Below are 19,883 nucleotides of genomic sequence, written 5' to 3'. Positions count from 1 at the left end.
ACAATTACCGCTAGTCTCTATATCCGCAGCCAATCTTGCATTTTAACGGTAGATTTTCCCGCTAATGACGCGAACGGTTCGGTTTGGAACCCCTCAATCCGAAGGCGCAGCATTCGGAAGCGAGGCGACCATCTCCAGCAGCATCAGCCCGCTTAGCTGCGCGCTCAATTGGACCTTCGGCTCCACCGGTCCTTGCCAGGAGCGGCCGATTAATCCGCGCTCGTTGCGGGATCGGTTCCAGAGCGCTTCGGCATTGCGGAACAACATGCGGCGAATAGGATGCAGATCCGGCCGGATACGGAGCAAGTCCCGCAAATATCGCACGAAAATGCCCTTGAAGAGACCGCAATCGTCTTCGCCCTCGTCCGCCATAATGCCCCCCGGATCGGGCGCAAACCGCGCAGTCGCCGTCTCGGCCGTCCTTACGGCATCGGACAAGTACGCAGTGTCTCCGGTAATGGCGAACAATTCGAGTCCCGCGCCGATCCAGACGCCTTGGCAGTACGTATACTCCCAATCGTAATCGATCTTCCCGTCGCCGAGCCGGTTCATGCCGTCCCAGACGAAACCGGTTTGCGGATCGACCAGATTCTCCTTCGTCCACCGATAGATGCGAACGGCCCACTCGAAATCTTCGGTATCCCCAAAACGCTGGTACAGCCGGGCTGCCAAAATAGAGGCAGGCGCATTGGCCGGCGTATTTTTATAGTCCAACTGATCCTTCTTCCACGCCATGCCTCCCCCGCAATGGCCGTTCCAGGCGGTTTTGATGCTTTCCCACAGATTCATCACATGATCCTTGTACACGGCCAGCTTCGTCGCGTCGTATACCCGCAGCAGCGCCAGAGCCATCCATTCCATGTCGTCATAGTAGTTATGCAGCAGCGTATCTCCGTTCAAGCGCTTTACCCCCTCGATCACCCGGTCGATTCGCGCGAGATAACGCGGATTGCGCGACCGTTCGAAGCCGTCCGCCAACGCATCGATGACATGGGCATGCCACCAGTAGACAAAATGATCGTTGCATGTTCCTTCGCAAGGCTCCATCTGATTCATGATGCCAAGCTGTTCGTTCCAAAAGTTGTAGATCCATTCCTCCTGCGCCGTTTCCGCTCGGATCCCCCATATCATTTGCTGTGCCAAAAATAAAACCCCTCTCTATCCGCCAACGTATTATTGTGTTACTTGCAAATAATCCAGATTCAAATAGTTGGAACTGCCGGTGCCGGAGTTGAAAGCCAAACGAATCAAGTTCGTTCCCGCGGAAAGAGCGGTATTGACCGTCACCGTGTCCCAGGCCGACCAATTGCCGGTACCGCCGAAGCTAAGCGCCGGACGGACCGCTGCGCCGTTCACCTGAAGTTCCCGGACCGCATGGCCAGCCCCTGCGCTGTAATGGAACGTCAAATCGTAATTGCCCGCCGCGAGCGCATTTACGGCGAACGTTACATATGTGTTGTCGGCGTTCCACCCGGCGACATACCCGCGTCCGCTGTAGCCCGCTCTTTCCAATGAATTCGGTTCGTTGTTCACGCCGCTTTTGAACGCGTTCTCGGCTTCGTAAGGTCCGGGTGCGACGACCGTTCCCGTCGTGTTATCCGGAACGGCAAGGAACAGGATCGAGACGCCCGCCGCCGCCGCACCGCTCTGAATGTAACCGTCGTCCGGGGCGATCGACCAGTCGGGACCGATAATGCCGTCAGCGTCGCGGCGATGGTTCCAGGCCTGAGAAGCGTTGAAAGCGAGAAAATCTTCGTATTGCGTCTGCCCCGCTTCATTGATGAGCTTTCGCACGTTACGCGCAAAAATCATTTTGAAGAGGGGCGCGTCGTCAGGCCCTTCATACAACAGCGTCTTGCCGTCCGTCGTCATATTGCGGAAGACCCAATCGACGGAATCCGTAGCATGGGCCAGATAGGTGGTGTCCAGGGTTTCCTTATACATTTCAACCGAAGCCCCGGCGAACAACCCGAAATCGTAAGTGAATTCCCAATCCTTCACTCCTTCGCCCTGACGGTATTGATCGTAAATATACCCATCGCCCGCATACAGCGTTGTCTCTACCCAATCGTACAATTGATTCGCTTTCTCCAAATAATCGTTATCATTCAGGACGCGGTAAAGTTTCATGGCGATCACGGCAGCCGTGGCGTTCGTGGCCACATTCTTCTGAGGCAGGAAACCGATCCTGTTCCACCAGATGCCGCCGCCGAAATCGCTGCTCCACGACTGCCAGATGAAATCGAACATGTCTTTGGCCATGTCCTTATAGCGCGACTCTCCCGTAAGGTCGTACGCCCGCAGCGCCCCTAGCGCCCACCAGCCGATATCGTCATTGAAGGGATTGCTCTCCCAATCGGGATAAGCGGCCCTAAACCCGTCGTAAATATCGCCGATCAAATTGTAGTATTCCGCGTTTGCCGTCCGCTCGTAAGCGTCCATGACCGTCTCCCACAGCTGGGCTTCCCACCAATAGTCGGTGTACAGCCCGTTCTCCGGACCGGAAGCATGCGAGTGGATCTGCCGGTCGCTGTTGGTATAGAAATATTTCTTCGCAGGATCGTAAAACGTGTTCAAAAAGTCATCCATCGCCTGGACCGCGTTCGCTTCTGTGAACGCTTCCGCCTTACCGCCTCCGATCGGACCGAACAGCGACACCGACAACATCGCCGACATCAGCGTCGCGACCAACCACCGCTTCCCCTTGCGCCAACCTATCATTCGTATTCATTCTCCTCTCTTTACTTGTTTTTTCCTTTTCACTCTTACATAAAAGCGCTTACGCCAAATATAATGTCATATTATTGATATGTCAATATATATAGATAAATAAATAGTATAATAACAATATGCCATATAGAGCTGGATGTCTGCGTTAAAGTAATATCCATGATGTGCGGAATCCAAAAAGGGCCTGGTCATAGAATGATCTGCACCAGGCCCTTCGTATTATAAGGTATGATGAAATAAAAAAGTTAGAGTTAACTATTGACTCTCCTCTTGGAGGAGCCTTTAAAGTGATGAATGAGGTGGTTGAAATGCGGTACACGGTAAAGGAAATGTCGGAATTGGCGAATGTGACGATCAAGACGTTGCATCACTATCACAAGATCGGCCTTTTGTTGCCATGCAAGGTGAGTGAAACCGGCTATCGCCTTTATGGAATGAAAGAGCTTGAACGTCTGCAAGAAATTCTGTTCTATCGTGAACTGGATTTCCCCCTTAAAAAAATCAAACAAATTCTTGATGGGAAGCCCGACCGGCTATCGGTTTTGTCTGAGCAGAGAAAGCTGATTCTTGCACGTAAGCAAAGGCTGGAACAGCTTGTTCAGACATTGGATGTATCGATCGAGCACACCAGGAAAGGAACAGTTATGGACAAATCGGCACTGTTTAAAGGATTTGAAAGCGAAAAGGAATGGAAGGAGGCATTGTCCGAACAATATGAGTATCTGAACGAAAAATACGGCTACGATTTACATGCGGAAACTCCAATTGACGTACAATCCATGAACGAATCCGCTTTGGAAGCAAAACGTTTTATGGGTGGGATGGCTCAGTCACTGAAGGACGGATTAAGAGTTGATGATAAAAAAGTACAACAGTTGATTCATCAGCATCTTGATTTCTTGAATGAACATGGACATGAAACAACGGCTGCGGACTTTGCAAAGCAAACAAGATTCTTTTTGAATGACGATTTTCATCTTAAAATGCTTGAAAGTCAACAACCAGGTCTTTCCTATTATTTATGTATCGCCGCCGAGACATTTGAATCTACAAAGAAATAACCTGGACGGTTCATCGACCTTGCCAACCGCTTTGACCAGACTGAAAGCCGCAGGGATCAAGGCAGCCTCCGCAGTGTTGGCCCGTCCGTCGCTTGACGACGTTTATTTACGATACACCGGACAATCACTCAAAGAAACTCAGAAGGGAGTGGTATGACGATGGCTATGATAGATTTGAACAACGGTGTCATTGACCGTTTTCTGATCGCACCGGTAAAGCGAGTCTCATTCATTCTTGGTAAGATTCAGTGCTTTCACTCGCGATCGGTGCCAAATTCTCCGGTCCGATATCTGGTATTCTCATCGTCATTGCAAGCGCTGTTTTGTTGGGTGTCGCCTTAATTAATTGGGCTGTGCTAACAGGACGGAACGCTTTCAGTACCGATGCCGACTGGGGAGTTGTGCTCCTGAACGGGATTCTTGTCCTCGTTTTTCACTGGCGTTGCATCGAGCGTATTGCTGCTCTTCAAGCCCGAGGAAGCGTTTTGTCGGCCCTCTTCTGTGAAAATCCCCCTCGTTCAGGTGCTAGAAAGCCAGGGTTTATTACCTACGGAGCGGGATTGGATTGCTGCATGCAGTCCTGAACGATCATTTGCCGCAGAGGTTATGAAAATGTATAGCGTGCTGGTAAGCAAGTCCCGTGGGGTAAAAAGGTAAAACCTGCGATCAGAGTCCACTTCATCATACCGCTGGCGGCTGACGATTCGCCCGAGCGGGCTAACGAAACTGATACACGCTAATCGCCTGTAAATCATCATGTTGCAATGTCTAACGAAACTCAAACACGCTAATGTGGGGAAAAAGGCGGTACAATCGCCGATTTCCAATGAATAACGATGCGTACTTTCGCTAGAATGGGGACGTCTTCATTTTGAGCCTAATAAGAATTGCCAGTTTCGTTTGCGCCAAACAAGGGAGCGTAGGTCCCCGATCGCACTCGATATGCAAAGAGGTATCCCCTTGTATATGCGCAATGAAGCCAGTACCATCAACGGTGGCGAATGGTGAAGCAGACTCCAATTGCGGGTTTTCGAAGCTATCAACTTCTCGATGCAACACTTGTCCTCGTTTTTGGGATTGTATCCGTGCTGTTGTCCACACGGGCATTTCGAGCATACCAAAGGCACCTATCTAAACTAGAAGAGGAGATAGATGCCCTGGCCGAGACTTTTGAAGAATATGAGTTCATTCGATCGATTCCCGGAATCGGAGATAAGATTCCGGCAACAATCATTTCCGAAAAAGGTTCGCAAATTGACCTTATACTAACTGGTATTGATATGAAATTGCAATCAATCAGTACCGCAGCGGCGCTTCTTTCAATTGGGCGCGTTCTTGCAAGTAGCGGTAGAAGGCTGTCGCCCCTTCGGCCCGCGTCACTTCACGCTTCGGTTCAAACTTGCCGCCCTGCAAATCCATGATGCCCAGAGCGACGACGATCGCCGCCTGTCCTTTCTTGGCCACCGCATCCGCATCCTGGAAAGCGGTCTGGAACAGATTGCCGCGCTCGGCTAACGAATTGTACCCTAACGCGCGCGTAATCAGTTCGGCCATTTCTTCGCGGGTTATTTTGCCTTCCGGATTGAATTTGCCGTCGCCCGGATCGATCAGCTTCTGGTCGAGCGCCGATTCGACATATGCGAAATATTCCGATTTGACGCCGACATCGCTGAACGACGCCTTCGCCTTCGATTCGGCCGCAAACGGCCGCACGCCGCCGCTCATCGCCATGACAAGCATCTTGATCAATTCGCCGCGGGTTACGATCGCATCCGGATTCACTTTGCCGTCCTTGACGTCAATGGCTCTATATTCGATCATCAGCTCCAATTCGCGTTTGGCCGGATGATTGTCGATGTCGGTCGCTTTGATCGGTTCCAGCGACGTCTCTTCTCCCGTTCCGCGGTTCCGCCACTTCCCTGAAGTCGCATCCAGGAATACGGCCTCGTCGGTTTGCGCCTTCTTGATCAATTGGTACACAAGCTTCGCTTCGTTCGCGTCTCCGGCCGGTTTCCCCGACGCGGCAAGCGGGCGCGGATCCCAAGCTTGATTGACGTTGCCCGAGACGTACCCGAGTTCAATCGAATACGTCGCAAGGAGCTTCTCGAGCGCTTCCTGTTCGCCGATCAACTGCGGTTTCGCCGAACCGTAGTTCATGTCGGACAAATGGTTATAGTAATTGTCCACATTGCCGGTTTGTTTGTTAATGCTGACCTCCACCCGTTCATTGTCGGCGTAAATGCCGTTAATGACGCGAGTAAAGGAGTAGGTTCCGCGGTCTTCGTCAACCCATCCCGAGCGTCCGTCCTGCAAATACAGTTCATGCGCCGCGTACGGAATTAATCTTTTCACGAAATCGACGGCTTTCGCTTTCGCTTGTTCGTCCGACAGCTTCGCTCCCTCCGAACGGCTTGCTTCGCCGGCGGTGCTGTACGAATAATATAAAATTTCTCCCGTCTTCGTATTGACCCCTGCCGCGATATAAGGCGATTTCCGCTCATCGTCGCCAATCCGCCATTCCAAGCTCCATTGGGAGGACATCGTGCCGCTCATTTCATCGGCATACTCGTTGTAATCGGCGCCCGTCAGCTTGGCTTCTTGCGGAATCGGGAGCTGTTCGGTCGCTGTCTTCACCGCCTGCTCCTTCGTTATATTGAGCACGGCTTGCGGTTTATCGCCAAGCGGCTTGTCGCTGATCGGCACCGTATGGTTGATCGCGGGCTGCGGAGTCGGGCTCCATATCTTTCCGCTTGCGGCGTCGATCATATAAGGGATCATTTCATAGCTGACATACGGCCCCTTCTTCTGTTCCGCTTGGTAAGGAATGACATAATGGGGCACAAGCTTCAGCAATTCCCGGTAAGCCGCTTCCGCTCCTTTCATATCGACAGCAGGTTTGTTCGGTTCGAACTTCAGCGCATCGTTCCAATTGTTGTCGTAGCTTAGCACATGCCCCTCGCCGTCCACAGAGATCCGCACTTCGTTCTCATATACCGGCAAACCTTGTTCCATGCGGTCGAATTGCAAAACGTACTGCACTTCCCCGCCCAACGGGGTTTTCTCCGAGACGTCGTATTTGTCGTTGTATTTCACCTTCGCCGCAAGGCCGGGATCGATTTTGTTCATAAAATCGACTGCGATTGTTTTGGCCGCGGCCCGATCGACCTTCGGCGGGTAGCTCGGCTTTTTGTTCGGGTCGTACACATAGGAATAAAATTGTATGATCTGTCCGCTATCCGCGTCGATGCCGGCGGAAATGCTGGCGTCATAACGGTCTTTGTCGGTTTTCTGGAAATTCAGGTACCAAATCCCTTTGGCAACGCCGTTCGTGTTTCTGCTGCGCAGATTCACGTTCGATAGCTTATAATCGCTTGGAATCCGCAAATTTTTCTTGGCGATTTCGATGGCCTGCTCCTTCGATATTTTCGCTTGAACCGGAGTGGAATCGTCAAATGCCGGCATCGTTTTTTCGACCACGGTCACAGCCTCCTTCGCCGCCGCAGGAACGGTTACGGAAACGAGCAATGTAGCCGCCAGCGCGGCAATTCCGCTTGTTCGAATCCATTTCATATCGCTATCATCCCCCTCAACATTGAAAAATGGTATTTCATGTTTTTAAACGGAGATGGCTTCCATAAAGTTGCTGATATTCGGACCGGCCTGAAAAAAAAGATCCCGCTTCCCCGGCAGCCTCGCATTTGTTGCGGCATACGGATATAATGGCAGAAGAATAGGGAGGAGATTCGCGATGGACTACAAACTGCCCGATGTGCCGCAGCATATGCCGGCATGCCGCGTTACAATCATGAATGCAGGCTTCTACCGTGCGCCCAAATCGGCGATGTTGAAAGGGGACAAGCAAGGGAAATTTTGGGGACCGGCCTTGTTCGCGCTGATCGAACATCCCGAACACGGATTGATTCTGTTCGATACCGGGTATTCTACCCGTTATTACGATTCGACGTCCAAGCTGCCCTATTCGCTCATGCGGTTGGCGACGCCGGCGCGCATTGCGCCGGAAGACAATGCGGTTTCCCAATTGCGCAAGCTGGGGATCCATCCGGAGGATATCAAAACCGTGATTCTATCCCATTTGCATGCCGATCATGCCGGCGGGGTTCACGACTTTCCCCATTCCCGTATTTACGTCGATCGGCAGGAATGGGAGTTCGGACAGCAATCGAAATTCAAGCTGTTAACGAACGGATACTTGAAAGATCTATACCGACGCATCGATCGTTCCGCCTTGCGCTTATTGGACTTCGACGGCGACGGGGTCCCTTACGGCCCGTTCCCGAAATCGATCGATCTGTTTCGCGACGGTTCGATGGTTTTGGTTCCGCTGCCTGGCCATTCCATCGGCCAATTCGGCATGATTGTGAATGTATCGAATGAGGAGAAGTATTTCCTTATGGCGGATGCCGCCTATTTCCGCAGAAATTATCGGGAAGGAAAAGGCGGGAGCTTCATCGGCAGAATCGCGCATTACGATGTCCGCCGATACGAGGGATGGTTTTCGATGCTGCATGCGTTGGAACAGGCGAACCCGAATATGGCGTTGATCCCGTCGCACGACCCCGAGGCTTACGAGCAATTCGTGAAAAGCCCGGCGCCGAGCGAGGCTGCTTCCGCATCGAAGAGGGAGCGATAAAGCCTCTTACAAAATCCCCATATCTTTCGCCTTTTGCGCGGCTTCCTTGCTGCTTTTGCCGTTCAGTTTTTTCAATATGCTGTTGACATGGTTTTTGACGGTGCGGAGGGATACGACGAATTTGTCCGCAATTTGCGGCTGCGTATACCCTTCATGGATCATGGCGAGCACCTCGCGTTCCGTCGGCGTAATGAGTTCCCGCGCTTTCCGGATTTCATATTCCCGCTCCACCTGCTGCAATCGGCGGAACTCTTCCCGAATCCGCTCGGCGACCCCCGCGTCAATCGGCGAGCTGTCGGCATAGGCTTGGCGAATCGCCTCGGGAATGTTCGTGAAATCGGATTTCACGATATAATTGACGGCCCCGGCCTGAAACGCTTCGAAGATAACTTCCTTCTCCTCGAGCGAGGACAGCATAATGACCCGCGCATTGCAGGATTGGCTAATGTCCGCCGTCAAGGCGATTCCTTCCAGGCTGTCAACCAGCATAATATCCATCAGCACAATGTCCGGCTGCGCTTCCCTGGCTGCCGTGCGCGCTTCTTCGGCCGCGGCGGCTTGGGCTACGACGGCAAGATCGGGCTGCTGTTCCAAATAGGCTTTCAATCCCCGGCGCCAATCGTCATCGTCTTCTACGATCATGACTCGAATCTCGTTCATGCGGCTTCGCTCCTCCTTTCCCTTTCGGAAAATGCAAATATACGCCCGTTCCTTGTTTCGGCACGCTGTCGATCTCAAGCGTCCCTCCGTGTTTTTTCATCACTTGGTAGCAGTAAGCGAGGCCGAGGCCGAAGTTCCGCTTGCTGCCCGTTTTAGTCGTATAGAACGGCTCCAGAACTTTTCTTAGCTTGTCTTTTTCGATGCCGGTCCCGGTATCCCGAATTTCGATGGTCCATGTTTTTTTCGTTTGCGTAACGGCAACGGTTAGCGTACCGCCCCGCGGCATCGCCTCGACCGCATTCGTTATAATATTGTTCAGAACTTCCAGCGTTTGCGCGCGGTCACAATATACTTCAGCCGCGGCGCCATCGTCTTCCTTCCATAGAATACGAATTTGCGCCATCATCGGCTCAAGCATGCGCAGCGCCTCTTCCACAAGCTCTTTCAGCGAATGCCGCTCTTTCTTCAGCGCAATGTCCTGCGTCCGGTGATGGACGCGGTCCAGCAATTCCTGAACGTGATCGGCCGCTCTCTCGATGACCGCGACGTCGCTTGCCAACTCGCCCTGGCCGCTCTGCAGCGCGGACGTCTGTATTTTATCGCAAAACAACCGGACTTTGGCCAAATCGTTCTTGATCGCATGGTTCAAAATCGCCGTTCCCGACGTAATCGCGCGCATCGTCATATCCAATTTCCGCCGTTCGATCAGCAGTTGCACTCCGAGAAAGCCGTATTTGAACAAAGCGACGACAAACAGGCTGAATGCAAGCAGTATCGTCCATATATTATAGCGCCACATATCGTAAATGCCGAATATCCCCGGTAACATATAGTTCATTACGAGCGCGAATACGACGGCCGGCACGACGACGAGCGTAACCATCCAATGCGCCTGCTTGCGCCAAGGCTCCCATTCCCGCTTGCTTAACAGAAGAACCGTTCCGAATAAGATATAAGGCGCGGCCCAAAGCGTCAATACGGTATAATTGGGCGGGTAATATTGCGTGAACAACAGCATGAGTACGGGCGGCAGCAATAACGCGTAGCGCAACATCCGCCAAACGCGCGGCTTCAGCCTGCCGGGATGGTAATGTCCGGCAAACCGTACATAGCAATATGGCAAGCCGTAATAGCTTAGTAACGAAAATATGGTGAGCGTAATATATAGCGCCCAGTCCGCCGTTAGTCCCAGCTCGTGCCGCGCCGCAAACGGACGCACGAAATCTTCGATCACCGACGCCATCGCGCCGGAACCGCCGCAAAACGCCACCGCCGCAAGCCAGCGCACGGCGGGATCGCCGAAGTTGGTCGCAAGCAATATGATCGCGGCGAGCCATAGCACAATCAGTACAAAAATCAACGGTGCATCTCCTATCCGTTCGTTAATGTGATATTCCTATTATATCGCGGAAAGGCGGATATGGAACGTCAAAACGTCAACATCCCGCCCCACCGTAAGGGTGAAACGGGATGCTTTGAAGCAAGTAACGGTAAAAACTGCCTCTAATTTGCTTGATTCAATGCCTGTATCCGGATTACCTCCAATTTCCACCTCTAATTTTACGCATATCCGATTTAGGAGCGATGCTTGGCAAAATGAGCGGCAGAAATTCCCTCTAATTGTAACATAAGAGCATTCAGGGTCCAATTAACGCCGGTTTTTACCGTTCATGCGATCGGACCGGCAAGCCTCATTCGTTCGAAAGCGCTTAGATCACCTCGCGATAAAGCTTCGCCGTACGCAGTTCCTGCGCGTTGTATAATCGACAGCCATACCGCAAACGAAAAAACTGCAGAGGAACTAATCCGCTACAGTTTGAAAAGTTTATCATGAATTCATGCGATGATTTATCTCTCCGCAAGCCGCTTGCGCGCAAAGGCAGCGCTGCCGATGACGCCTCCGTCGTCGATCAGTTGGCCTTGCCGGATTTGCAGCCGTTCCCAATAGCCGTGATACACATGCTTTGAGAGCTCCTGCCGCATCGGCTTGAACAATCGCTCGCCCGCCAGCGCCGCGCCTCCGCCGATGACGATAACGTCGGGACTGAGCAAGGAAACGGCATAAGACAGCCCCTTGGCCAATTGTTTGCCGACATAATTCATCACTTCGACCGCCACGTCGTCGCCCGCATCGTAAGCTTGCGATACTTGATGGGCCGTGAGCGATTGCATGTCGGGATCGGCGCACCATTGCTGGAGAACGCTCTTCCTGCCTTCCCGAATCGCTTCTTTGGCCAGCCGGGCGATTCCCGTCGCCGAAGCGACCGTTTCCAGGCAGCCTCTCATTCCGCATCCGCACTGCGCGTCTTCGCCCTCGATGCGGATATGTCCGAGCTCGCCGGCCATAAACGCCCCGCCATAATACAATTCGCCCCGGTCCACCAGCGCCGCGGCCAGACCGGTGCCGAGCGTAATGCCGAACACGCAGTCGAACCCGCGTCCGGCTCCGCGAATGGATTCGCCGTAGACGTACATGCGCACGTCATTGTCGATAAATACCGGAATGCCGATCCGTTCTTCCAGCAGCCGGGCCAGCGGCACGTTCCGCCATTGCAAATTGCCGGCAAAGACGGAGACGCCCCGAATCGGGTCGACAAAGCCCGGCGTCCCGACGCCGACCGCCGCCACGCGGCTCCGGTCTTCGCCCGCCTCGGCGAGCACTTCGTCGATCATGGCCGCCAGCTTGCCGATAATATAATCGCTGCCGCGCTCCCTCTCCGTTCCTTGCTTCACCTTTGCGAGAAATTGGCCGTTTTCGTCCAACAGCCCGCAGACGATGTTCGTTCCGCCGATATCGAATCCGATCGTTAAGCTCATATTCGCTGCCCCTTCAACAAGGATTAGATTTTCACCACTTGCGTCAAATTGCGCGGTTGGTCCGGATCGACGCCGATATGAAGCGCCATGTACAATCCTAAATATTGCAGCAAAGGCAAGTATAGCGCGCTTCTCGCCTCGTCGCTGATCCCTTTGCCGCCGATCTCGAACACGGCGTCCGCAAACGAAGTATCTTCGCCCTTCTCCGCGGCGATGATCAGGACGGTTGCCCCGTACGCCTTCATCTCCTCCGCTACTTTCAGCTCATAGCTGCGTGCGGTTTCCGACAACAGCAGGCAAATGAGCGTTCCCGGCTCGACGATGCTCTTCGGTCCGTGGCGGAATTCCAACGTGCCGAAGTTTTCCGTCCATGTGTAGGTCATTTCCTTCAACTTCAAGCAAGCTTCCATCGCCAATCCGTTGTATGCGCCCATGCCTAAATAGATCGTTTTGCCGACCGTCTGTTTCGGCAGCCATTCTTTCATGAATGCGTCGGCCCGCTTCACGACTTCGCTATCCGCATCGAGCACCGCTTTCATCTCGTCTTGCAAGGCTTGATTGCCGGACGCGACCGCGATCGCCGCCTGCATCATAAACGTCATGCTGCTGAGCGATTTCGTCATGACGGTGCTCTTCTCGCCGCCTAACGGGGATACGAGGCAAGGCGCAAGCTTCGCCATCGTGCAATCTTCATAGCATGTAATGCCGCAAATATCCCAGTTCGCAAGGTCTGCGACCGATTGGAGCGCAAGCACGACTTCCGTCGATTCGCCGGAACGCGATACGCCGACGAGCAGCACTTTGCGGCCCGGAACGACGCTCTGGTCGCGGAACAAGTAGATCTCCGAGGACGGATAGGCCGATGCCGGGCGGCCGAGCCACTTCCGGTATGTCGTTGCCATCGTAAGAGCTTGATAATATGAAGAGCCTGAACCGATAAAGATCACTTCATCGTATTGCTTGTTTCCTATATAACGTTCAACCCAATCGTTTTGTGCCTGCAACCGCTCCCATGCGGCCGCGAGCGCTTCCGGCTGCGCACTGATTTCCGGATACGTCAATTGTCCGAAGTTGTTTGACATGAGTTGTAAATCCTCCTTAATATTCATGATAATGATAGTTTAAATCATTTTAATGATTTTTTCAATCAAAATTGTACGCATTATCCGTCATAAGGAGATATCATGGGTAATCAATCTGTTTTTCTTGCTTTAGAGTTCAGTCTATACAGCAGAGTTGCTTGATGAATATGCTCTTTGTAACTGGAACTAAAACAAGAGAAGAGGGTTCATTGACTATGGGGAAAATGGGGAATTATAGGGTAATGTTGCAGAACCGTAACTTGCGTCCGCATTTACCTGAAACTCGTTGGATGACAGATGCGGGAACATTGCGGATGCTAGGAGCCCATTCATCTGTCTTTATAAAACCTGATCTCGGAAGCGGAGGTAACGGAATTATCCGTGTCAGGAAATTAAGCAGGGGATATGAGGTTCGCAGCGGCCCAAGCCGGAAGATTGTTGGAGCCGGGTCTGTCTTGAGAACAGTCCGTTCATCTAGAAGATCAAACAATCGGTATTTAATGCAAAAGGGACTGCAAATCGCAAGGTATCAAGGGAAAATTTTTGATATCCGAGTATACATGCAGAAGCCGGAGCACAAATGGGTGATTGCCGGTATGGTCGCCCGTGTGGCTGCGCCTCATAAATTTCTAACCAACTATCATCAAGGAGGGCATGCAGAACCCTTGCAGAAGGTTCTTTTAAATCAGTTCAAGAATAACCAAGCCAAAGTGGACGCATGTCATCGTAAAATTGAACAGCTATCAATGACAATTGCCCATACGGTTAGTAAATGGAGTTCAACTCGTGAACTAGGGATTGATCTTGCCTTGGACAAGAACGGATATATTTGGATCCTTGAAGCGAATTCGCATCCCGGCCATAGATTGTTCACTCAACTCGCCGATCAGACAATGTACTCAACCATTATAGAAAACAAACGAAAAATGGCCGTACAATATCCCATTTAAGCTGATATTTAAAAAGACAATAAAGAAAACTCGCTTATGGAGCGGGTTTTTGTTTGTGTATTACGCATCGCATTAAGATTATGATTTCTTATCCGAGGCTTTCTCCCACAGGCTAATATAGCGGTACACCGTGAAATCTGACAACTTCAGCCGCTCTGCAATTTCCGCAATGGCCCCTTTCATACGAGGAATCCCCTGATTAGCAAGGTCCCAGACGATTTTCATTTTTTCAGCCGTTGTCACCCGCTCTGGTAAAATTCCTCAAGCACTTCCGTCTTTCGCTCTTCACCCGATTGCGATGCTGCAAGCAGGTAAAAAAACAGCCCCAAGTCCTGTTCGGACCTGAGGCAGTTTGCGCATACGAGTTAATTGTTCTCTTGCACGATGATCACTTCGGCCTTGCTTAGCGCTGGTTTCGTCGCTTTGTCGGAAACAGGAGCGTAGTAGCCGACGACTTTCGTTCCGGGCTTCAAGTCGGACAATTCCACTTTTTCGCCGTTCACTTTGAAAATATTCGTTTTGCCGGTTACGTTCAACACAACGTCGTTGTCGATTTTGCCGTCCGCTTTGGCATCGACATGCACGATGGCGTGTTTCTCGTTTTGCGCGGCGAAAACGACGTTTCCTTCGACTTTATCCGTTTCGTCCAGCACGACGATTTTCTCGGCCGTTCCCATCGGCGGCATGCTCAGCGCCAGCATCGGACCGTAGTACGCTTTGATTTTCGTATTTTCTTTCAAAGCTTCTTTCGGCAATTCTTTGCCGTCGCGGTCGACGATTTTCGTTTGGTCCGTAACGCCCAGGATGATGACCTCCTGACTCGACTCCGTCAAACCGGAACCCATCACCGTCAAACGGCCGTTGTTCGCGTTCACGATGACGCCTTTCGTTCCCAAGTCTTTATCTTCTTCCTTCTTATCCTTGACCGCTACGATTTTGTCCGCCGTACCGATCGGCGGAAGGCTTCTCGTCATTTTCGGCCCATAGTATGCTTTCACTTTCATATCTTTTTTCACGATTTTCTGCAAAGATATTTTCTTCCCGTTCTCGTCTACAATCACGGTGTCTTTCGTAATGTTAAGTATAATTTCGCCCGGATCCTGCGGCGTTAAGCCTTGGCCTTTGACCGTGATGCGTTTGCCGTCTTTCGTAAAGTTAACGTCCGAAATCTTCCCTTCGGTTCCGGATAGCTTCGTATCCACAATCGCCTGGCTCGCCGCCTGATTGGCCGGCGCTTGAACCGGCCCTTGAGCTTGCGCGGCCATAGGAATCGCTGTCATCGCCAGCAGCGCGCCTAACGTAAGTACTTTGTTCACTTTCTTCATGATGAAACCTCCTTCGTTGTTTGCTATGCCCGCTTCCGCCAAGGAAACGGCCTCTCTATGTTGTTCTGTCCTTACCCAATCTATTAAACGAAATCGTTTCGGGAAAAGTTGCAGCTTATACGAATCCGGAAGTGAACCAAAGGAGAAGAAGCGACGATTATATGATTCCGGTGGAATATAAAAAAATAAGAAGGATCAGCACCGGCGCGATATAACGAAGCGTAACAATCCAAAGCCGGTACCATACGGCGGTCAATCCCGCCTCTTTGCCCGCTTGGTCCCAGACGTAGCCGGCGAACACGGTAATGATGAGGCCTCCTGCCGGCAGCATTATATTCGAGGTAATAAAATCGACCCACTCGAATATCGTTCTTCCTCCCGCCTTGACCCCGCTCCAGACTCCCCCGGCCGACAAAGCGCAAGGCAGCGCAACGGCAAAGCAAGCGGCGGTAACGGCCACCGCCGTTTTGCCGCGGGTCCGGCCCCACCGGTTCATCGCATATGCGACCGGCACTTCCAACAGCGAAACGGCAGATGTCAGCGCTGCGATCGCGAGCAAAACAAAAAATAAACCGCCGAACAAGCTGCCGAAGGGCATCGACGAGAACGCGGCCGGCAGCGCTATAAAGACGAGCCCCGGTCCGGAAGCCGGCTCGATGCCGAAGGAGAACGTCGTCGGAAAAATAATGAGCCCCGCCATGAGAGCGTACAGCGCATTCCCGCTTCCGATAGCGATCGCCGCCCCGCCCAATGACTGCCTCTGGTCCGTATAGGATCCGTAGGTCATCATCGCCCCCGATCCGACGGAGAGCGAGAAGAACGCTTGCCCGAGCGCCATCAGAACGGATTGAACTGTCAATTCGGAAAATTCCGGCTTTAGAAAAAAACGGATCCCCGCGCCCGCCCCGGGAAGCGTCAGCGCGTACCCCATTAACAGCAGCAAAAGTATGAATAGGCCGGGGATGACGACATTGTTGAATTTTTCGATCCCGCCCGACACGCCGCGCATGACGATCCAGCATGTTCCTGCAAGGACGACGACAAGCCAGACGACAGGCATCGCTCCGCCTGTAAACCGTTCGAATACGGCGCCGTAATCCGCGCTGCGGTACAGCCCGCCGCCGAGCGATTGTACGGCGTAATGAATGGTCCAGCCTGCGACGACGCTATAAAACGTCAAAATGAAAAACGACCCGAGCACAAGCAAAAGGCCGATGGAATGCCAAAAGGGACGGTTGCTCAAATTGCGGAACGATGCGGCGGCATCCCCGCGGCCTCCGCGGCCGATCGTCAGCTCCGCGAGCAAGACCGGAAGCCCGATGATGGCAAGGAACGCAAGAAAAATGAGGAAAAAGGCGGCTCCTCCGTTCTGCCCGGTAATATAAGGGAATTTCCACATGTTGCCGAGGCCGACCGCGCTTCCGATCGCCGCCAATATAAATCCGGCCGAGCTGAAACGCTCGCCGGCCGATCCTTTATGTTGCTTCTTCGAATGTCCCACGGGTTACCCAAACACTCCCATCGAATAAAGGAAAATGAGTGTCACGAAGACCGGAACGATATACCGGAGGAGAAACATCCACAGCCGGAACGTTCCGGGCCCGAGCCTTGGCTCCTCCGCGCCTTTGCGGGCGGCATAGCCGATAAATAAAGTGACCGCCAAGCCGGCAATCGGCAGCAGCAAATTGGAGGCGAAGAAATCGAGGAAATCGAACAGCGGCTTGCCTGCAAGCATCCAGTTCGAGAGCGCCCCGCCGACCGATAAGGAGGTTGGAACGCTGATCGCATAAATCGTGACGCATAGCACGAGTACGGACGTCTTCCTGCTCCAGCCCCAATGCTTGATCGTAAAGGCGACGGGGACCTCAAGCAGCGATACGAGCGAAGTGAAAGCTGCGGTGGCAAGTAATATGAAAAACAATCCGCCGAATAGATAGCCGAAGGGCATGCCGGAAAAGGCGGAAGGCAAAACGATGAAAACAAGCCCGGGCCCTTGGGCCGCTTGCAGGCCAAACGCATACGTTGTCGGAAATATGATTAGGCCCGCGATCAGCCCATAGACGATATTCCCGGCTCCGACCGCAATCGCCGCTCTGCCGAGCGATTGCTTCGCATCGACATAGCTGCCGTACGTCACCATCGCTCCCATGCCGAGCGATAACGAATAGAAAGCTTGTCCGAGCGCAACAAGCGCCGATATTACCGATAATTTCGAGAAATCGGGCTGCAGGAAGAAGGATGCGCCTGCGCCGGCATTCGGCAGCCATAACGCTCGAAGCATTAATAATAGTAAAATGATGCCCAGGCTCGGTATCATAATTTTATTGAATTTCTCGATCCCGCTCGTGACCCCTCTGGCGATGACCCATCCGGTTCCCGCAACGGCAAGGAGCTGATACAACAGGGGACTCGTTCCCGCGGTGAACGAGGCGAAATGCTCGGCATACTGCTGGCCGCCCCGAAATAAATTGCCTGTAAGCGAAGCGACCGCATAATGCATCGTCCACCCGGTTACGACGGAATAATAGCAAAGAATGAGGAAGGAAGCGATGACGGAGAGAAGTCCGAACACTCCCCAAATCTTCTGTCCTTTCTTGGCAAGCGCATGATATGAGGTGACGGCATCTCCTCGCCCTGCGCGGCCGAGCGCCATTTCCGCCAGCAAAATCGGAAGGCCGATCAGCAGCAGGCAAACGATAAATAAAACGAGAAAAGCGCCCCCTCCGTACATGCCGGTAATATAGGGGAATTTCCACATATTGCCCAACCCGACGGCACTGCCGATGGCCGCCATAATAAATCCGAATGAACTGAAGGTGTCCGCACCTTGAGCCTGTTTCTTCCTGGCTTGATTCGTAGAGTCGGTCGCCACGTTGTATTCTTCCCTTTGCGTTCGGTTTTTGTTTCATTGTGCCCTTTCCGGCTAAAAATAGTCTGTGAATCACTTCACATTGACTTGCCGTCATGTTTTTCGCCCCTTCATGGTACAATGATAAAATAGAATGTGCTTGCGATGCGAAAGGACTTCTTGATGAACAACGAACAAATAACCTAATGAGGGAGCTAATTCATGAGTAGTACAACTTTTCAATCTTTGGGAGTCCGCGATGAATTGGCGGAGGTTCTGCGCGCGAACGGCATCGTGCAGCCGACGCCGATTCAGCGGGAGGCCATACCTTACGCCGCTGCCGGCACCGATTTGATCGCGGAAGCGCAGACCGGAACGGTGAAAACGCTTGCCTTCGCGCTGCCGATGCTGGAGCGAATCAATCCGGGAAGCGATGCGGTGCAAGGCCTTATTCTGACGCCGACGCGGGAATTGGCCATTCAGATTACGGCAGAGCTGAAGAAGCTTGCCCCGGCCGTTGGCGCGCGCGTTCTGGCCGCATACGGCGGCCAAGATGTGGAGCGGCAGCTGCGCAAGCTTGAAGGCGCAGTCCATCTCGTCGTGGCGACGCCGGGCCGTCTGCTCGACCATTTGCGCCGCGGATCGATCTCGCTCGGCAAGCTGAAAGTGCTGGTGCTCGATGAAGCGGATCAGATGCTGCATATGGGCTTCCTCCCCGAAGTGGAGGCGATTCTCGCCCAGACGCCCGCCAAGCGGCAGACGCTGCTGTTCTCGGCGACGATGCCGCAGCAGGTGCGCCAATTGGCGCAGCAAGTGCTGCGCAACCCGCAGGAGGTGCGAATCCGCGCGAAGCAGGTGACGCTCTCGGAAATTAAACAAATCGTCGTCCAGACAACGGATCGGGCGAAGCAAGACGATTTGTGCAAGCTGATCGACCAGTACCGGCCGTATCTGGCGGTCGTGTTTTGCCGGACGAAGCGGCGCGCGAGCACGCTGAATCAGGCGCTGCAGGAGCGGGGCTACGCCGCGGACGAATTGCACGGCGATCTGTCGCAGGCGAAGCGCGAACAGGTGATGAAGCGGTTTCGCGAAGCGAAACTGCAATTATTGGTCGCCACCGATGTGGCGGCACGGGGACTTGACGTTGAAGGCGTAACGCATGTCTTCAACTACGATATTCCGCCGGATGCGGAAAGCTACATACACCGCATCGGGCGCACGGGCCGTGCCGGGCAAACCGGCATGGCGGTAACGTTCGCGGCAGCGAAAGACCGGGCAGCGCTCGAGACGATCGAGCGCGGCATCCGCATGACGCTGCCGCGGCGCAAGCTCGGCCCGGACGCGGCCGAGCGGGACGGCGCCCCTGCGCCGAAGGCGGGGCGCGCGAATGCGCCCGGTCCTGCGGCCGGGCGCAAGACGGTGCGTCAGCGGCCGCAGGCGCTGACGCAAACGGCGCGGGCGCGGGATGCCGCAGGCGCCGCGCCGGGCCGGGGCGCGGGCAAGCGCGGCGCTGCCCGCGGGGATGCGCGCGGCGGCGGAATGCCGCGCGCAAGCGAGCGCCGCAGCCGCAGCCGAGGCGGCGAGCGCGGCGGACGGCGCTAGGCACGCGCATGCCGTGCAGCCCGGACAAGGAAAGAGCCTCTCGGGGCTCTTTTTGACGTTCCCGGCATCTTCTTTCTCCCCCCTTCTGTCGATATCCCGGTCAATCAGGATGATCTGAACGAGAGGGATATCGACAGAAGGGAAGGGATGCAACAAC

General features: G+C 53.5%; 15 protein-coding genes and 1 pseudogene. 5 read left to right on the top strand and 11 right to left on the bottom strand.

Features of this window, described 5'->3' with window-relative positions; translation table 11 throughout:
- Positions 1–93: 93 nt before the first annotated feature.
- Both KQI79_RS06590 and KQI79_RS06585 read right to left on the bottom strand, forming a co-directional pair.
- Entirely contained in the window at positions 94–1,143 is a 1,050-nt protein-coding gene (locus KQI79_RS06590; protein WP_253297976.1) for a glycoside hydrolase family 76 protein, read from the bottom strand.
- A 30-nt stretch (positions 1,144–1,173) separates the two neighbouring features.
- Positions 1,174–2,721, bottom strand: coding sequence for a glycoside hydrolase family 76 protein (locus KQI79_RS06585; RefSeq protein WP_216537429.1), 1,548 nt, complete (start codon positions 2,719–2,721; stop codon positions 1,174–1,176).
- A gap of 317 nt (positions 2,722–3,038) precedes the next feature.
- On the opposite strand from KQI79_RS06585, the gene KQI79_RS06580 reads away from it, so the two are divergent.
- Together KQI79_RS06580 and KQI79_RS27460 are read left to right on the top strand one after the other, a co-directional pair.
- Entirely contained in the window at positions 3,039–3,791 is a 753-nt protein-coding gene (locus KQI79_RS06580) for a MerR family transcriptional regulator (protein ID WP_216537469.1), read from the top strand.
- Positions 3,792–4,906: 1,115 nt separating this feature from the next.
- Positions 4,907–5,050, top strand: a pseudogene (locus KQI79_RS27460) (IS110 family transposase); the annotation flags it as partial.
- 37 nt (positions 5,051–5,087) lie between these two features.
- On the opposite strand, the gene KQI79_RS06575 reads toward KQI79_RS27460, so the two are convergent.
- Positions 5,088–7,361, bottom strand: a complete 2,274-nt coding sequence (locus KQI79_RS06575; RefSeq protein ID WP_216537428.1) for a YcdB/YcdC domain-containing protein — start codon at positions 7,359–7,361, stop codon at positions 5,088–5,090.
- 178 nt (positions 7,362–7,539) lie between these two features.
- Between KQI79_RS06575 and KQI79_RS06570 the strand changes: the two genes are divergently transcribed.
- Complete coding sequence (locus tag KQI79_RS06570) at positions 7,540–8,442, top strand: MBL fold metallo-hydrolase (protein WP_216537427.1); 903 nt, start codon at positions 7,540–7,542, stop codon at positions 8,440–8,442.
- Between the two features lie 6 nt (positions 8,443–8,448).
- Here the strand turns inward: KQI79_RS06570 and KQI79_RS06565 are convergent, their stop codons facing one another.
- From KQI79_RS06565 to KQI79_RS06550, 4 genes are all read right to left on the bottom strand, one after another.
- Positions 8,449–9,102, bottom strand: a complete 654-nt coding sequence (locus KQI79_RS06565; protein WP_216537426.1) for a response regulator transcription factor — start codon at positions 9,100–9,102, stop codon at positions 8,449–8,451.
- Positions 9,065–10,462 carry a sensor histidine kinase gene (locus tag KQI79_RS06560; protein WP_216537425.1) on the bottom strand — a complete coding sequence of 466 codons (1,398 nt, stop codon included), beginning with the start codon at positions 10,460–10,462 and terminating at the stop codon, positions 9,065–9,067. Before KQI79_RS06560 ends, KQI79_RS06565 begins: the two co-directional genes overlap by 38 nt.
- A 488-nt stretch (positions 10,463–10,950) precedes the next feature.
- A complete protein-coding gene (locus KQI79_RS06555) occupies positions 10,951–11,919 on the bottom strand; it encodes an ROK family protein (protein WP_216537424.1) in 969 nt (322 codons plus the stop codon).
- Positions 11,920–11,942: 23 nt separating this feature from the next.
- Positions 11,943–13,001, bottom strand: coding sequence for an SIS domain-containing protein (locus tag KQI79_RS06550; protein ID WP_216537423.1), 1,059 nt, complete (start codon positions 12,999–13,001; stop codon positions 11,943–11,945).
- A 209-nt stretch (positions 13,002–13,210) separates the two neighbouring features.
- Here KQI79_RS06550 and KQI79_RS06545 point away from each other — a divergent pair, with 209 nt between their 5' ends.
- Positions 13,211–13,951 carry a YheC/YheD family protein gene (locus KQI79_RS06545; protein WP_216537468.1) on the top strand — a complete coding sequence of 247 codons (741 nt, stop codon included), beginning with the start codon at positions 13,211–13,213 and terminating at the stop codon, positions 13,949–13,951.
- A gap of 78 nt (positions 13,952–14,029) precedes the next feature.
- On the opposite strand, the gene KQI79_RS06540 is transcribed toward KQI79_RS06545, so the two are convergent.
- The 4 genes from KQI79_RS06540 to KQI79_RS06525 all read right to left on the bottom strand — a co-directional run bounded on the left by KQI79_RS06540 (position 14,030) and on the right by KQI79_RS06525 (position 18,070).
- Complete coding sequence (locus tag KQI79_RS06540; protein ID WP_367398144.1) at positions 14,030–14,209, bottom strand: helix-turn-helix domain-containing protein; 180 nt, start codon at positions 14,207–14,209, stop codon at positions 14,030–14,032.
- 107 nt (positions 14,210–14,316) lie between these two features.
- On the bottom strand, positions 14,317–15,276 hold the full coding sequence (locus KQI79_RS06535) for a hypothetical protein (RefSeq protein ID WP_216537421.1): 960 nt from the start codon (positions 15,274–15,276) through the stop codon (positions 14,317–14,319).
- Positions 15,277–15,433: 157 nt separating this feature from the next.
- Positions 15,434–16,777 carry a sodium-dependent transporter gene (locus tag KQI79_RS06530; RefSeq protein WP_216537420.1) on the bottom strand — a complete coding sequence of 448 codons (1,344 nt, stop codon included), beginning with the start codon at positions 16,775–16,777 and terminating at the stop codon, positions 15,434–15,436.
- A 3-nt stretch (positions 16,778–16,780) separates the two neighbouring features.
- Positions 16,781–18,070, bottom strand: a complete 1,290-nt coding sequence (locus tag KQI79_RS06525; protein WP_216537467.1) for a sodium-dependent transporter — start codon at positions 18,068–18,070, stop codon at positions 16,781–16,783.
- A gap of 276 nt (positions 18,071–18,346) precedes the next feature.
- Between KQI79_RS06525 and KQI79_RS06520 the strand changes: the two genes are divergently transcribed.
- A complete protein-coding gene (locus tag KQI79_RS06520) occupies positions 18,347–19,726 on the top strand; it encodes a DEAD/DEAH box helicase (RefSeq protein WP_216537419.1) in 1,380 nt (459 codons plus the stop codon).
- Positions 19,727–19,883: the final 157 nt, after the last annotated feature.

Origin of the sequence: Paenibacillus sp. MSJ-34 (assembly GCF_018918005.1) — a bacterium.
GTDB lineage: Bacteria > Bacillota > Bacilli > Paenibacillales > Paenibacillaceae > MSJ-34.
This window is presented reverse-complemented; position numbering and strand designations above follow the sequence as displayed.

Excerpts from the sequence above, each read along its gene's own strand:
- KQI79_RS06585 (WP_216537429.1), bottom strand. The coding sequence starts at position 2,721 with ATGATAGGTTGGCGCAAGGGGAAGCGGTGGTTGGTCGCGACGCTGATG.
- KQI79_RS06580 (WP_216537469.1), top strand. The coding sequence starts at position 3,039 with ATGCGGTACACGGTAAAGGAAATGTCGGAATTGGCGAATGTGACGATC.
- KQI79_RS06575 (WP_216537428.1), bottom strand. The coding sequence starts at position 7,361 with ATGAAATGGATTCGAACAAGCGGAATTGCCGCGCTGGCGGCTACATTG.
- KQI79_RS06570 (WP_216537427.1), top strand. The coding sequence starts at position 7,540 with ATGGACTACAAACTGCCCGATGTGCCGCAGCATATGCCGGCATGCCGC.
- KQI79_RS06565 (WP_216537426.1), bottom strand. The coding sequence starts at position 9,102 with ATGAACGAGATTCGAGTCATGATCGTAGAAGACGATGACGATTGGCGC.
- KQI79_RS06555 (WP_216537424.1), bottom strand. The coding sequence starts at position 11,919 with ATGAGCTTAACGATCGGATTCGATATCGGCGGAACGAACATCGTCTGC.
- KQI79_RS06550 (WP_216537423.1), bottom strand. The coding sequence starts at position 13,001 with ATGTCAAACAACTTCGGACAATTGACGTATCCGGAAATCAGTGCGCAG.
- KQI79_RS06535 (WP_216537421.1), bottom strand. The coding sequence starts at position 15,276 with ATGAAGAAAGTGAACAAAGTACTTACGTTAGGCGCGCTGCTGGCGATG.
- KQI79_RS06525 (WP_216537467.1), bottom strand. The coding sequence starts at position 18,070 with ATGGCGGCCATCGGCAGTGCCGTCGGGTTGGGCAATATGTGGAAATTC.
- KQI79_RS06520 (WP_216537419.1), top strand. The coding sequence starts at position 18,347 with ATGAGTAGTACAACTTTTCAATCTTTGGGAGTCCGCGATGAATTGGCG.